The sequence below is a fragment of the Pseudomonas sp. G3-39 genome (assembly GCF_054790485.1).
In genome coordinates, this window is sequence record NZ_CP186497.1 from 2,519,062 (window position 1) to 2,534,593 (window position 15,532).

Sequence of the window (15,532 nt, forward strand, 5' to 3'; positions counted from 1 at the left end):
GCGTCTGCGCGGGCAACTCGATGTCGAAGCCTTGCAGCGCGCGCTGACGCAGATCGTTGCGCGGCACGAAACCCTGCGCAGCCGTTTCGTCAGCGTCGACGATCAGGCACAGGTGACGATTGCACCGGTCGATAGTGGCCTGCTGTTGCAGGTGGAAGACCTGCGCCAGGATTCACAGGCCGAAGCCACGGTGCAGGCACTGCTCGCGCTGGAAGCCGCGACTGCCTTCGATCTGCAGCACGATCCGCTGATTCGCGGACGCCTGCTGCGTCTGGCTGACGAGCACCATGTGCTGTTGCTGACCGTGCATCACATCGTCGCCGATGGCTGGTCGATGGGTGTGCTGACCCGTGAGCTGATGGCGCTGTATCAGGCCTTCAGTCACGGTCAGCCGGATCCATTGCCACCACTGGCGCTGCAATACGGCGACTACGCCGTGTGGCAGCGGCGCTGGCTCAGCGGTGAAGTGCTGCAGCGGCAGAGCGATTACTGGCAGCAGACCCTCGACGGCGCACCGGCCTTGCTGACCTTGCCCACCGATCGTCCGCGTCCGGCGCAGCAGGATTTTGCCGGCAGCAGCGTCGAAGTACGGCTGGACGAGCGCCTGAGCGCCGGGCTAAAAGCCCTGAGTCAGCGGCACGGCGTGACCCTGTTCATGACCCTGATGAGTGCCTGGTCGCTGTTGCTGAGTCGTCTGTCCGGGCAGTCCGACGTGGTGATCGGCTCGCCGGTGGCCAACCGCACCCGGGCCGAGATCGAAGGCCTGATCGGCATGTTCGTCAACACCCTGGCGCTGCGCATCGACACCTCGGGCGAGCCGAGCGTGGCCACACTGCTGGCGCGGGTCAAGGCGCGCACGCTGGAAGCGCAGGCGCATCAGGATCTGCCGTTCGAGCAGGTGGTGGAAATCGTCCGGCCGGCGCGTAGTCTGGCGCACAGCCCGTTGTTCCAGAGCACGCTGAGCTGGGACAGCAGTGTCGGCCCGAACCTGACGCTGGGCGATCTGCGCCTCGAAGGCGTGGCCGCGCCGGGCCGGGTGTCCAAGTTCGACCTGACCCTGACCCTGGGTGAGGTCAACGGGGTGATTCGCGGTTCGCTGGAATACGCCACGGCGTTGTTCGATCAAGCGACCGTCGAGCGTTATGTCGGCTACCTGCAGCGCCTGCTGGCGGCGATGGTCAACGATGAGCAGACCGTGCTGGAGCGGGTGCCGTTACTCACCGAGTCTGAGCGTCAGCGCTTGCTCTACGACTTCAACGCCACGGCGCGCGAGTACCCGCAAACTCTGACCGTGCACGGGATTTTCCAGCAGCAGGCAGCGGCGCATCCCAAAGCGGTGGCGGCGGTGCATGGCGAGCATTCGCTGAGCTACTTTGAACTGAACGCTCAGGCCAACCGTCTGGCGCATCACTTGCTCAGCCAGGGCGTGCAGCCCGGCGACCACGTGGCGATCCTGCTGCCACGCTCGCTGGAGCTGCTGGTGGCGCAACTGGCGATTGCCAAGTGCGCGGCGGCCTATGTGCCGCTTGATATCAATGCCCCGAGCGAGCGTCAGGCGTTCATGGTCGAGGACTGTCACGCGGCGGCGTTGCTGACCCTCAGCCGTGAAGTCATCGACTACGCTGCGCCACGTATCGACCTCGACCGCTTGACCCTCAGCGGCCAACCGACGCACAACCCGAACCTGGCGCAGTCCTCGCAGGCGCTGGCGTACATCATGTACACCTCCGGCTCCACCGGCACGCCGAAAGGCGTGATGGTGCCGCACCGCGCCATCGGCCGTCTGGTGTTGAACAACGGTTATGCCGATTTCAACCCGCAGGATCGCGTGGTGTTCGCCTCCAACCCGGCGTTTGATGCGAGCACCATGGACATCTGGGGGCCGCTGCTCAACGGCGGGCGCGTGGTGGTGATCAATCACCAGACCCTGCTTGATCCAAACGCGTTCGGCCATGAGTTGAGCGCCTCCGGGGCAACGGTGCTGTTCGTCACCACTGCGCTGTTCAACCAGTACGTGCAACTGATTCCGCAGGCCTTGAAAGGCTTGCGCATGGTCCTGTGCGGCGGTGAACGTGGCGATCCGGCAAGCTTCCGCCGACTGCTGGCCGAGGCGCCAGAGTTGCGCATCGTGCATTGCTACGGCCCGACCGAAACCACCACTTACGCCACGACGTTTGAAGTGCATGAGGTGGCGGAAAACGCCGAAAGCGTGCCGATTGGCGCGCCGATCTCCAACACTCAGGTTTACGTGCTCGACGCGCATCAGCAACCGGTGCCGATGGGCGTGACCGGCGAGTTGTACATCGGCGGGCAGGGCGTGGCGCTGGGTTATCTGAATCGCCCGGATCTGACCGCCGAGAAGTTCCTGCGTGATACTTTCAGCGAGCAGCCGGGCGCGCTGCTGTATCGCACTGGCGACCTCGCGCGCTGGCTGGCGCCGGGGCAGCTCGATTGCATCGGGCGCAACGACGATCAGGTGAAGATTCGCGGTTTCCGTATCGAACTGGGCGAAATCGAAAACCGCCTGCTCAACTGCCAGGGGATCAAGGAAGCCGTGGTGCTGGCGCGCCGCGATGGTCAGGACATCACCCGTCTGGTGGCGTATTACACCGCCCACGCCGGCCGCCTGGACAGTGCCGATCTGCACGCGCAGTTGCTGGCGCGACTGCCGGAATACATGGTGCCGAGCGCGTGGGTGCAACTTGATTTACTGCCGTTGAACAACAACGGCAAAGTCGACCGCAAGGCGCTGCCGGCGCCGACGCAGGCAGCGCTGCTCAGTCGGGTGTATGTCGCGCCGATCTCGGCGCTGGAACAACATTTGGCGCGGATCTGGGCCGGTTTGCTGCAGCTCGAACAGGTCGGTCGTCACGACAACTTCTTCGAACTGGGCGGGCATTCGTTGCTGGCGATGCGCATGCTGTCGCAGGTGCGCCAGCAGTTGGGCGTCGAGCTGACACTCGCCGAGCTGTTCGCCAACCCCGAGCTGGCCGCTGTCGCCGAGGTGCTGAGCCGGGCGGGGCGCAGCACCATGCCGGAGATCTTGCCGGCGCCGCGTGATCAGCTATTGCCGCTGTCCTTCGCCCAGCAACGCCTGTGGTTCCTGGCGCAGATGGACGGCGGCCACAGCGCCTACAACATCCCGGTCGGTCTGCGCCTGCGCGGTCGGCTGGATGAAGATGCGCTGCAACGGGCACTGGCACGCATCGTCGCCCGTCACGAAACCCTGCGCAGCCGCTTCAGCCAGATCGACGATCAGCCGCAGGTGCTGATTCTGCCGGCCGAGAGCGGTCTGTTGCTGGCGGTAGAAGACCTGCGCCAGCACCCGCAGGCTGACAATGCCTTGCGCGGCCTGATCGAGGAGCAGGCCTGCGCCTCGTTCAATCTGCAGCACGATGCGCTGCTGCGCGGACGTCTGGTGCGTCTGGCTGACGATCATCATGTGCTGTTGCTGACGCTGCACCACATCATCGCTGATGGCTGGTCGATGGGCGTGCTGACCCGCGAGCTGGCGGCGTTGTATCAAGCATTCAGCCGTGGCGAGGACGATCCGCTGCCGCCGCTGGCGCTGCAATACACCGACTACGCAGTGTGGCAACGGCGCTGGCTCAGCGGCGAGGTGCTGCAGCGTCAAAGCGATTACTGGCAGCAGACCCTGGCCGGCGCGCCGGCCTTGCTGACCCTGCCCACTGACCGCCCGCGACCGCCACAGCAGGACTATTCCGGCAGCCGCGTCGACATGCTGCTCGATGAACAGTTGAGCGCCGGTTTGAAAGCCTTGTGTCAGCGTCGCGCGGTGACGCCGTACATGGTGATCATGAGCGCCTGGGCGATGTTGCTCAGTCGTTTGTCCGGGCAGGACGACGTGGTGATCGGCTCGCCGGTGGCCAACCGCACCCGCGCCGAGATCGAAGGCCTGATCGGCATGTTCGTCAACACCCTGGCGCTGCGCATCGATACCTCGGGCGAGCCGAGCGGCGAGGTGCTGCTGGCACGGGTCAAGACGCAGACTCTGGAAGCTCAGGCGCATCAGGATCTGCCGTTCGAGCAAGTGGTGGACATCAGTAAACCGCTGCGCAGCCTGTCGCACAGCGCGTTGTTCCAGACCATGCTCAGTTGGGACAACAACGACGGCCCGAGCCTGAGCCTCGGCGACCTGACCCTGGAAGGCGTGGCCGGCGACAGCCATTTTGTGAAATTCGATCTGTCGCTGAGCCTCGGCGATTCGCCCGACGGCATTCGCGGTTCGTTGCGCTACGCCACGGCGTTGTTCGATGAGGCGACGGTGCAGCGGTTTGTCGGCTACTTCCAGCGACTGCTGGCGGCGCTGATCAATGATGATCGGGCCGTGCTTGCGCGAGTGCCGTTGCTCGCACCGCAGGAGCAGCAGCGTTTGCTGGTCGATTTCAATGCCAGCGCTGTTGATTGTCCGTTGGAGCAACCGTTGCACGCCTTGTTCGAAGCGCAGGTGCGGCGCAAACCGGACGCTGTCGCGCTGCAATCCGCGCAAGGAAACCTGACCTACCGCGAGCTCAATCAGCGCGCCAACCGCTTGGCCCAGTACCTGCGCGAACTCGGTGTGCAGCCGGATGCGCGGGTGGCGATTTGCGTCAAGCGTGGGCTGGATCTGATCGTTGGTCTGCTCGGCATCCTCAAGGCTGGTGGTGCCTATGTGCCGCTGGATCCGGGGTATCCGGCGGAGCGTCTGGCCTACATGCTCAAGGACAGCGCGCCGACCGCGGTGCTGGTGCAGACCGCTACTCGCGGGTTGTTCGATGACGCGGCCGCCACGGTGATCGACCTTGACCGCAGCACCTGGCAGCACCTGCCGGAACATGATTTGCAGGTGCCTGGTCTCAGCGCCTCGAACCTCGCTTACATGATCTACACCTCGGGCTCCACCGGGTTGCCTAAAGGCGTGATGATCGAGCATCGCAGCGCCTGCAACATGGTGCACTGGGGCTCGCAGCTCAGTCCGCCGACCGAACACGGTGCGCTGCTGCAAAAGGCGCCGTTCAGCTTCGACAGTTCGGTGTGGGAGATCTTCTGGCCGCTGTGCTCCGGGATGCGCCTGGTACTGGCGCGACCGGATGGCAACCGTGATTCGGCGTATGTGGTGCAGACCATTCGCGAGCAGCAGGTCACCGTAGTTAAATTCGTTCCGGCGCTGTTGCAGCAGTTCATCGAGCAGGACGGTGTCGAGCAGTGCACCAGCCTGACCGATGTGCTCAACGGTGGCGGCGAACTCAGCGCAGCGCTGGCGAGCCAAGTGCGCGATCGCCTGCCGTGGGTGCGGTTGCACAACGTTTACGGCCCGACTGAAACCACGGTGGACAGCACGGGCTGGACGCTGGAACCGCACATGCCAGTGCCGGAAAACGTGGTGCCGATCGGCAAGGCTCTGAGTAACACGCGTTTGTACGTGCTCGATGCGTACGGTCAACCGGTGCCGCAAGGCGTCAGCGGCGAGTTGCACATTGGCGGCGTCGGCGTGGCGCGTGGTTATCACGGACTGCCGGAGATGCAGGCCGAGCGCTTCATCGACAGCCCGTTTGTTGCGGGTGATCGCCTGTACCGAACGGGCGATCTGGCGCGCTACAACAATCATGGGGAACTGGAATTCCTCGGCCGCAATGACTTCCAGATCAAGCTGCGTGGCTTGCGTCTGGAGCCGGGGGAAATCGAGGCGCGGCTGATCGAACATCCGGCGGTTCGCCAAGCGGTAGTGATGGTCCGCGATGAGCGTCTGGTGGCCTGGTACAGCTTGCGCGCCGGCATCGACGCGCCATCGTTGGAAACCTTGCGCAGCCATGTGCTGGAGCGTTTGCCGGAGTACATGGTGCCGGGCGCGTTTGTGCTGCTCGACGCGTTGCCACTGACGCCAAACGACAAGATTGATCGCAAAGCCTTGCCGGAACCGGGTGCAGACGCGGTGATCAACCGCCCATACGTGGCGCCACAGGGTGAAGTCGAAACCGCGCTGGCGCAGATCTGGGGCGAGGTGCTTGGCGTCGAACAGGTCGGACGGCACGACAACTTCTTTGAACTCGGTGGGCATTCGTTGCTGGCGGTGAAGCTGGTCAATCTGCTGCAACGGGCCGGGCTGCCACTGTCGCTGGCCGAGCTGTTCCAGTATCCGAGCATCGAGTCTGCCGCCGCGCTGCTCAGTCAGGGCGAGGCGCTCAGTCAGCCTGACGGGCTGGTCGTGGTGCGTGCCGGGGCGCACGGTACGCCGCTGTTTCTGCTGCATGAATTCAGCGGCAGGGACGTGTATTTCCCGACGCTGGCCCAGCACATCGGTGGCGAGTTCCCGATTTACGGTTTGCCCGGTGTGCCGCTGGGGCAAGCGCAATTGCGCACGCTTGAGTGCATGGCGCAGCGCATGGTCGGAATCATCCGCGCGGTACAGCCTCACGGGCCGTATCGGCTGGCGGGCTGGTCGTTCGGCGGGGTGCTGGCGCATGAGGTCGCGCAGCAATTGCTCGGCCTCGATGAGCCGGTGGATTTCATCGGCATGCTCGACAGCTACGCGCCAAACCCGCTCGCCCAGGACAAGGCAATGTGGAGCGGCGAGGGCCTCGACAAGCGCCAGTTACTTGGCCATTGCCGAGGGCGTTCGCTGATGCTGGGTGCCGAAACCGAGGCGGCGCTGGCGGCGGTGCAAGTGCTGGAAGCGCAAGTCGAACAGCTGGATTTCCCCGAGCTGTTCAAGCGCTGTCAGGCGCAGCAACTGACCGATCCGGAACTGGCCACGGTCAGCGCGGCGGACGCCTGGCATTACTTTGATCGCGAAGCGGCGCATCGTCTGGCGCTGGCGCATTACCGGGTCAGCCCGGCGAGCCAGCCGATCCACCTGTTCCGTGCACAGGAACTGATGGAAGGCCAGTCATTGCCGAGCCCGACGCGCGGCTGGGAAGAGCGCTTCAACATTGGCTTGCTGCGTTGCATCGACATCCCCGGCGATCACCGGACCATGATGAAGCACCCGCACATCCAAGCGCTTGGCCAGGCCATTACCCAGGCGCTGGAAACCCTGGTGACGCCGGAACCGGCGCTGTATCAACCGCTGCTGACGATTCAGACCGGGCAGTCGGGGCATGCGCCGATTTTCTGTGTGCCGGGGGCGGGTGACAGCGTCACCGGGTTCATTCACCTGACCGAGGCGATCGGCCCGGAGTGGCCGATCATCGGCTTGCAACCGCGCGGGCTGGACGGCGTCAGTGTGCCGCACAGCGCGGTCGAAGCCGCTGCCGCGTTCTACCTGCAAGCCATCGAGCAGATCCACCCGCAGGGGCCGCTGCACCTGATCGGTCATTCGTTCGGCGGCTGGGTCGCGCATGCCATGGCCGCGCAGTTGCAGGCGGCCGGGCGCGTGGTGGCTTCGCTGACGTTGATCGACAGCGAGGCACCGGGCGGTGACGGCACGGCGGGCAAACCATACACCGCCACTGCCGCGCTGCAACGGCTGATCGACACCCTGCAACTGTCCTGTGGCAAGTCGCTGGGCATCGATCCTGTGCTGTTCGCCGACGCCGACGACACCACGCAATTGCGCATGCTGCACGACGGCATGGTGCGCGCCGGGGTGTTGTCGGAGCGCGCGGCGCCGGACGCGATGCATGGCCCGGTACGCACCTTCGCCAGCGCCTTGCGCACGGTCTATCAACCGCGACTGGCCTATACCGGGCCGGTGCGGCTGGTACTAGTCGATGACCCGACGCTGGACGAGTGGGGCAATCAGCGCGAACAGGCGGCGGTGCTTGAAGGCTGGCAGCGGCAGGTCAGCGATCTGGCGGTGTGGTACGGGCCGGGCAATCACTTCACGATTCTCAAGGCGCCCAACGTCTTCAGTTTCGCCGCGTGGTGGCATGACGGCCTGGCGCTGACGGTCGGCGAAGTGCTGTCCTGAGTGTGGTTGTTCTATCAAGACCCGGCCGCTGGCCGGGTTCATCCCTGAACGGACTTGTGGTTATTTATGGAAAAGTCGAAGTTGCGCAAAGTCGGTATGGGGTTGGCATTGGCGGCGGTGGCCGGGTTGGTGCTGTACACGGTGCAGGCACCGGCCGAAGCGCCGAAGTACCAGACCGCCCCGGTCGAACGCTCGGATATCGAAAACACCGTGCTCGCCACCGGATTGCTGGAAGGCGTCAAGCAGGTGGACGTCGGTGCCCAGGTGTCGGGGCAGTTGAAGTCGCTCAAGGTCAAGGTTGGCGACAAGGTGAAGAAGGGCCAGTGGCTGGCCGAGATCGATCCGCTGGTGCTGCAGAACACCCTGCGTCAGGCGCAGGTCGATGAGGAAAACCTGCAGGCGCAAAAGCGCGCCACGCAGGCCCAGCTCAAACAGACCAAAGCGATTTACCAGCGCTATCAGAACCTGCAGGAAGACGCGTCGATCTCGCGTCAGGATTTCGAAACCGCGCAATCGGACTACGAGGTGCAGCAGGCCAACCTGCTGTCGCTGGACGCGCAGATCAAAAGTGCGCACATCCAGATCGATACCGCAAAGGTCAACCTCGCGTACACGCGGATCGTCGCGCCGATCGATGGCGACGTGGTCGGCATCGTCACCCAGGAAGGCCAGACCGTGATCGCCAACCAGTTGGCGCCGATCCTGCTGAAACTGGCGGATCTGGACACCATGACCATCAAGGCCCAGGTCTCGGAGGCCGACGTGATTCATATCGCGCCGGGGCAGCAGGTGTATTTCACTATTCTCGGCGAAGACAAACGCTATTACGGCAAGCTGCGCGGCACTGAGCCGGCGCCGCAGAACTTCCTCGAAACGCCGCCGGCCGGCACCCCGAAGCAAAACACCGCAGTGTTCTATAACGCGCTGTTCGAGGTGCCCAATCCCGACCATCGCTTGCGCATCTCGATGACCGCGCAAGTGCGCATCGTCCTCGATACCGCGCAATCGGTGCTGACCGTGCCGGTGGCCGCGCTTGGGCCACGCAACGCCGATGGCAGCTTTCCGGTGCGGGTGCTCGATTCCAAGGGCCAAGCGCAGTCGCGCAACGTCCAGACCGGGATCAACAACAACGTCAAAGTGCAGATCAATCAGGGCCTCAGCGAAGGCGAGCGGGTGGTGATCGGTGATCCGCTGCCTGCCGTGGCGGGGGCTTGAGCATGACGCAAGCGTTGCTGCAACTGACCGGCATCACCCGCAGTTTCACCGCCGGCGACCGTGAATTTCTCGCACTGAAGAACATCAACCTGACGATCAATGCCGGAGAAATGGTGGCGATCATCGGCGCGTCCGGGTCTGGCAAATCAACCCTGATGAACATCCTCGGTTGCCTCGACTATGCGACCGCCGGCAGTTACAAGATCAACGGCCAGGAGACCCGCGACCTCGACGATCAGGCGCTGGCCGAACTGCGCCGCGATTACTTCGGTTTCATCTTCCAGCGCTATCACTTGCTGCCGCACCTGAGCGCGATGCACAACGTCGAGATGCCGGCCATTTACGCCGGGATCCCGGCGCCGCAACGCCATGCCCGCGCCCGCGAATTGCTGGCACGGCTGGGCCTTGATGGGCACCTGACCCACCGGCCGAGTCAGCTCTCCGGTGGTCAGCAACAACGGGTGAGTATCGCCCGGGCCTTGATGAACGGCGGTGAAGTGATCCTCGCCGACGAACCCACCGGCGCCCTCGACACCGCCAGCGGCAAAGAGGTAATGCGTATTCTGCTGGAGCTGCACGCGGCCGGGCACACGGTGATTCTGGTGACCCACGACCCTAAAGTCGCGGCCAACGCCGAACGCATCATCGAAGTCAGCGACGGTGAAATCCTCAGCGACCGGCGCAATCAGCGCGACACCGGGCAACTGTCGGACGAAGAGGAGGTGCCGCCCAAACCACCGGCGACACGCCGTTTGGTCGCCAGCCTCGGGCTGTTCAAGGAGGCCTTCAACATGGCCTGGGTGGCGCTGATTTCGCACCGCATGCGCACCTTGCTGACCATGCTCGGGATTGTCATCGGCATCACCTCGGTGGTGTCGATTTCGGCGATCGGTGAGGGCGCGAAAAACTACGTGCTCAAGGACATTTCGGCGATCGGCAGCAATACCATCGATATCTATTCCGGCAGCAGTTTCGGCGACAAGCGCGCCGCCTCGATCGAGACACTGGTGCCGGCCGACGTCACCGCGCTGAATCAGCTGTATTACGTCGACAGCGCCACCCCGGTGGTCGGTCGCAGCATGCTTCTGCGTTATCGCAACATCGACCTCGATGCGCAGATCAACGGTGTCAGTGACCAGTATTTCCAGGTTCGCGGAATCAAACTGGAGGCGGGCATCACCTTCAGCGAGAGCGATGCGCGGCGCCAGGCGCAGGTGGTGGTGATCGACTACAACACCCGGCATCGGTTGTTCGGCGAGGGTGTCGATCCGCTGGGCCAGGTGATCCTGATCGGCAACCTGCCGTGCACGGTGATCGGCGTGGCAGCGGAGAACAAAAACCTGTTTGCCTCCGGCAAGACTCTCAACGTCTGGGTGCCCTACGAAACCGCCGCCGGCCGTATCCTGGGCCAACGCTTTCTCGACAGCATCAGCGTACGGATCAAGGACGGCCAGTCGAGCAAAGTCGTGGAAAATCACGTCACCCAATTGATGCTGCAACGCCACGGCATCAAGGACTTCTACACCAACAACCTCGACAGCGTGATGCAGACCGTGCAGAAAACCAGCCGTTCGCTGGCCTTGCTGCTGTCGCTGATCGCGGTGATTTCGCTGGTGGTCGGCGGCATCGGCGTGATGAACATAATGCTGGTGTCGGTCACCGAGCGTACGCGCGAGATCGGCATTCGCATGGCGGTCGGCGCACGCCAGTCGGACATTCGTCAGCAGTTTCTGGTGGAAGCGGTGATGGTTTGCCTGCTTGGCGGGGCGATCGGCATTTCCCTGTCGTACGCCATCGGCCACCTGTTTTCGCTGTTCATCAAGGAATGGGAGATGGTGTTCTCCATGGCCTCGGTGCTGACGGCGGTGATCTGCTCGACGCTGATCGGCATCGTCTTCGGCTTCGTCCCCGCGCGCAATGCATCGCGCCTGGACCCGATAGAGGCGCTGGCGCGGGACTAATTGCCGAAGCTGATTGGCCGGGCTTGTGCCTGAAGCGCACAAATCGAAAGGGACGGGTCATGAACCCGTCCCTGTTTTTCGCTTTCCAACTGTGGGAGCTGGCTTGCCAGCGATGACGGCCTACCCGCCGACCAACCTCCCACCTGAATGCACGCATTCCAACTGTGGGAGCGAGCCTGCTCGCGAAAGCGGCCTCACAGTCGACTAGTCCCTGACTGAGTGCACTCGATCAAATTGTGGGAGCTGGCTTGCCAGCGATGGCGGCCTACCAGCCGACCACCTCCCACCTGAATGCACGCAATCCAACTGTGGGAGCGGGCTTGCTCGCGAAAGCGGCCTCACAGCCGACCAATCCCCAACTGAATGCACTCGTCAAATTGTGGGAGCTGGCTTGCCAGCGATGGCGGCCTACCCGCCGACCAACCTCCCACCTGAATGCACGCAATCCAACTGTGGGAGCGAGCCTGCTCGCGAAAGCGGCCTCACAGCCGACCAATCCCCAACTGAATGCACCCGGTCAAATGGTGGGAGCTGGCTGCCAGCGAGGACGGCCTACAAGCCGACAACCTCCCACCTGAATGCACACATTCCAACTGTGGGAGCGAGCCTGCTCGCGAAAGCGGCCTGCCAGACACCATCAAAACTACAGGAGCAATCCCGGTTCTCCACACACACCATAAACGCACCCCTGCAATCACGTTTAAAGTACACGAACCGTTACGCCATAACGGCTACAACGCCTTGCGCCGTTACCTACGGGTACGCCAGAATCCGCCGGCTTACACGACTATGGGTCGGGCTATATCGTTTCCCTGTCACTGAAAATCAGTGATCGGGTTTGGTAGCCCGTTTCTAAGTGTGATGGCGACGCCATATGCAGTCCCTTTTCAGGGGGACTCGATTTTTTATGGTGGCCATGCGTGGGGCTCCTTCGGGAGCGCCGGGTTTTCCTGCTTAGACCGGTCTACCAACCCGCGTATGGCCGCCACCCTCGTTTGGTAGCGAGAGTGATGGCTCCTTACTTTTGCTAAGCAGGAGCTTCATCCATGTTCAAAGCCACACCCAACCCCCCGGACACCTCAATCCCGTACGACCCAGCCCTCGACCCGCAGAAGATAAAAGCGGCCACCGACCGCGCCATCAACTTCTACCTCAACCCCGGCGCACTGAAGATCTCGATCCCTTTAACACCCTCAAGCAAATCCAACAGAATCTTCCTCATCGACCCCACCGTGGACGAGGAAACCTTGCTCGTCGAAGCCTGCGAATCTTTAGCCGCCGCCAGTGACATGGCCCGAGATATCGGCGACACCGTCGACAACTCGCAGCGCCGGGCGATGCTGATGCTGCATCAGGTAATCATGCTCAGTGAACTGATGGTCAACCGGATACTCGATGGCCGCCGCGTGCCGAACTAACTGCCCGGTCCCCGTGTAGGAGCTGCCGCAGGCTGCGATCTTTTGATTTTGTTTTTCAAGATCAAGATCAAAAGATCGCAGCCTGCGGCAGCTCCTACAGTGAGTAATCCTTTCAAAGTGCCCCGATCGGAGTTCCAGCTGATGCCCGAACCCAAGCCCAACCCGCCGGCCACAGAGTCGGTATCACCCTACGAATCCCTCAACTCCAGAAAGCTCCACGAAGCCGCCGAACGCGCCCTCGACCATTACCTCGCGCCCGCGAACATCATGGCAACGCCATACACCCCCAGCAGCATGTTCATGGTCAATCCACAAACCGACACCGAATCCCTGCTGGCCAACGCCTGCGAATCCCTGGCCTCAGCCACGCTCATGCTCGGTGATTTCGCCGGCACGCTGGAGGGGCCGGGCCGTAATACGGCGCTGGGCATTGCGCAGGTGGTGATGCTGGGAGAGTTGGCGGTGAATCAGGCGCTGGATAATGTTGTGCCCAAGGAATAGGCGCTGACAGTTCTGGCCTCTTCGCGAGCAAGCCCGCTCCCACAGTTTTGGCCGGGTGTTGCTGTAACCATTGGCTCAGCGCATACCAATGTAGGAGCGGGCTTGCTCGCGAATGCGGTGTGCCAGACAACACCTTAAGTGCCTGACACGGCCTCTTCGCGAGCAAGCCCGCTCCCACAGTTTTAGCCGGGTGTTGCCGTAACCATTGGCTCAGCGCATACCAATGTGGGAGCGGGCTTGCTCGCGAATGCGCTGTGCCAGCCAACACCTTAAGTGCCTGATACGGCCTCTTCGCGAGCAAGCCCGCTCCCACAGTTTCAACCGGGTGTTGCTGTAACCATCGGCTCAGCGCATTTCGATGTGGGAGCGGGCTTGCTCGCAGCGGCAGTTCCTGCAGATCGGGCACCATCAAGCGGCGTGGGGTGAGCCGGGCAGGGTGGCGGTATGTTCAGGCGAATACATCCAGCGCATCAGTGAATGCCGGCCGCTGATCCCCAGCTTGATCGCGGCGCGCTTGAGATAGCTTTCCACCGTGTTGACCTTCAACTGCAATTGCTCGGCCAGTTCCGGCGCGGTGCGCCCGGCGAGCAGGCCGATGCACACTTCGGTTTCGCGATTGGACAGCCTCAGGCCCAGTTGCTGCAAACGCTCGTTGAAGCGCAGCCGCAGGTTTTCCAGGCCCTGTTGCGCGCCGTCAGCGCCGGGCGACGGGTCTTCTGGGTTGGTCTGCTGGGGTTGCAGGGCGTGAATGTGTTTTTCCACCATCGGCAACAGCACCGGAGAAATGTCCTGCAACAAACTCTGCTCCTGAGCCGAGAACCGTTGCGACTGGTCGTTGCGATACACCGAAATCACGTAGCGGTAGCCGTCCTTGCGCCGGGTCAGGTGCAATTGTGAGGCGTCGGCGCTGGCCCCGGCTGGCGGCTCCATTGGCTCGCTCGAGCGTGCGGCAATCTGTTCGCAGAATACCGTTTCAGCCTGCTGGGCCGAGTCTTGGCCGGTTTCCGGCGGGTGGCGATGGGCGGGGCGGCCCACCGGCTCGACGCGCATCTGGCGAATGTGTGTGGCGTCGACCGCCAGTTGTGTCTGGATCAGGTCATGCAGCATCCGCGGAAAGTGCCGGCTGCCGGTGCTCGCAATGACTTTACCGATGTGGGGAAACAGGTGTGAATTCATAAACATCATCCATGAGTTGCAGGTGAAACAGTCCCATTCCTGAGCTGCGTCGAGCATGTTCCCTGGTCGGCGCAAATGTCAGGATGTGGATCCTATCCTAGTACAACGTTTGAAAGACGGTTTAATGAAGGTGTTATTAGCTCATAACTTCATCCACAGGGTTATGCGGTGAACCCAGGGTTGTCGGCTTGTCGAGATCATTGTGGGAGCGGTGAACTCAGGAATGACGGCCTGCCGAGATCCAGTGTGGGAGCGGGCTTGCTCGCGAAAGCGGTGTGTCAGCCATTTGAGATGTTGCCTGGAATGAACCCTTCGCGGGCAAGCCCGCTCCCACAGAGTTATGGGGCACCGCCTACCCGCAAGGCCTCAACTTGATTGGCGCAACGGTGGAGAGGGTCCTGAACCGGGCACCGTACAGTTTGATGATCGCCAAACCAATTCCCGAGGCGGATTGAGTTGGAGGCTGGCAAGCCTGTGTTGTGTCGCCAGGATTGTCCGTTATGAGTTGACAGTGAAACGCTTTTCAACCGATTTATCCGTTCAGGCGGTATCCGTAATCTGTGCCCATGTTCAACGCAACGCCCACTACCTCAACCAAGAAAAGGGATTCAAACATGAGCACTGCAACCTACAACCGCCTGAACAAAGACGACGCCGTAGTCCTGCTGGTCGACCACCAGACCGGTCTGATTTCTCTGGTTCAGGACTTCTCGCCGAACGAGTTCAAGAACAACGTCCTGGCCTTGGCCGACCTGGCGAAATTCTTCAACCTGCCGACCATTCTCACCACCAGTTTCGAACAAGGCCCCAACGGCCCGCTGGTCCCGGAACTGAAGGAAATGTTCCCGGACGCGCCGTACATCGCCCGCCCAGGCCAGATCAACGCCTGGGACAACGAAGACTTCGTCAAGGCGATCAAGGCCACCGGCCGCAAGCAGATCATCATCGCCGGTGTGGTCACCGACGTCTGCGTAGCGTTCCCGACCCTGTCGGCACTGGCCGAAGGCTTCGACGTCTTCGTCGTCACCGACGCCTCCGGCACCTTCAACACCACCGTCCAGCAAGCCGCCTGGAGCCGCATGACCCAGGCCGGCGCACAAATGATGAACTGGTTCTCGGTCGCCTGTGAGCTGCACCGCGACTGGCGCAACGACATCGAAGGGCTGGGCAATCTGCTGTCGCAGCGGATTCCGAACTACCGGAACCTGATGAACAGTTACTCGGCGTTGACCGCGCAGCAGAAGTGACTGCAGCGTTGTGAACGCGAAAGCCTGCCCTGAAAAGCAGGCTTTCTTTGTTTGCGCCGCTGCATCAGCGTTATTACCCGGCGCGGTGAAGTGAGCGCTGGCCTC

At 62.5% G+C, this 15,532-nt stretch carries 7 protein-coding genes (1 of these 7 cut by a window edge); 6 read left to right on the top strand and 1 reads right to left on the bottom strand.

The annotated features are described in order from the left end of the window. The 5 genes from ACOYXG_RS11095 to ACOYXG_RS11115 form a co-directional block, all read left to right on the top strand. Positions 1-7,909 carry the end of a non-ribosomal peptide synthase/polyketide synthase gene (locus ACOYXG_RS11095; RefSeq protein ID WP_460357690.1) on the top strand. The gene continues 9,914 nt to the left of window position 1, outside the view, so only the last 7,909 of its 17,823 coding nucleotides appear in the window; its start codon lies off the left edge, out of view; the stop codon is at positions 7,907-7,909. Between the two features lie 66 nt (positions 7,910-7,975). Further along, positions 7,976-9,124 carry a macrolide transporter subunit MacA gene (gene macA, locus ACOYXG_RS11100; RefSeq protein ID WP_027613123.1) on the top strand — a complete coding sequence of 383 codons (1,149 nt, stop codon included), beginning with the start codon at positions 7,976-7,978 and terminating at the stop codon, positions 9,122-9,124. Positions 9,125-9,126: 2 nt separating this feature from the next. After that, positions 9,127-11,085 carry a MacB family efflux pump subunit gene (locus ACOYXG_RS11105; RefSeq protein ID WP_333990030.1) on the top strand — a complete coding sequence of 653 codons (1,959 nt, stop codon included), beginning with the start codon at positions 9,127-9,129 and terminating at the stop codon, positions 11,083-11,085. 1,046 nt (positions 11,086-12,131) lie between these two features. Beyond that, positions 12,132-12,503 carry a DUF6124 family protein gene (locus ACOYXG_RS11110; RefSeq protein ID WP_183785163.1) on the top strand — a complete coding sequence of 124 codons (372 nt, stop codon included), beginning with the start codon at positions 12,132-12,134 and terminating at the stop codon, positions 12,501-12,503. Between the two features lie 141 nt (positions 12,504-12,644). Then, positions 12,645-13,004, top strand: coding sequence for a DUF6124 family protein (locus tag ACOYXG_RS11115; protein ID WP_460357694.1), 360 nt, complete (start codon positions 12,645-12,647; stop codon positions 13,002-13,004). A gap of 408 nt (positions 13,005-13,412) precedes the next feature. Here the strand turns inward: ACOYXG_RS11115 and ACOYXG_RS11120 are convergent, their stop codons facing one another. Next, on the bottom strand, positions 13,413-14,180 hold the full coding sequence (locus tag ACOYXG_RS11120; RefSeq protein ID WP_460357697.1) for a helix-turn-helix transcriptional regulator: 768 nt from the start codon (positions 14,178-14,180) through the stop codon (positions 13,413-13,415). A gap of 614 nt (positions 14,181-14,794) precedes the next feature. Here ACOYXG_RS11120 and ycaC point away from each other — a divergent pair. Further along, positions 14,795-15,427: an isochorismate family cysteine hydrolase YcaC gene (gene ycaC, locus ACOYXG_RS11125; protein ID WP_007966399.1), complete on the top strand. Its 633-nt coding sequence runs from the start codon at positions 14,795-14,797 to the stop codon at positions 15,425-15,427. The last annotated feature ends 105 nt before the right edge of the window (positions 15,428-15,532 follow it).

Excerpts from the sequence above, each read along its gene's own strand:
- macA (WP_027613123.1), top strand. The coding sequence starts at position 7,976 with ATGGAAAAGTCGAAGTTGCGCAAAGTCGGTATGGGGTTGGCATTGGCG.
- ACOYXG_RS11105 (WP_333990030.1), top strand. The coding sequence starts at position 9,127 with ATGACGCAAGCGTTGCTGCAACTGACCGGCATCACCCGCAGTTTCACC.
- ACOYXG_RS11110 (WP_183785163.1), top strand. The coding sequence starts at position 12,132 with ATGTTCAAAGCCACACCCAACCCCCCGGACACCTCAATCCCGTACGAC.
- ACOYXG_RS11115 (WP_460357694.1), top strand. The coding sequence starts at position 12,645 with ATGCCCGAACCCAAGCCCAACCCGCCGGCCACAGAGTCGGTATCACCC.
- ACOYXG_RS11120 (WP_460357697.1), bottom strand. The coding sequence starts at position 14,180 with ATGAATTCACACCTGTTTCCCCACATCGGTAAAGTCATTGCGAGCACC.
- ycaC (WP_007966399.1), top strand. The coding sequence starts at position 14,795 with ATGAGCACTGCAACCTACAACCGCCTGAACAAAGACGACGCCGTAGTC.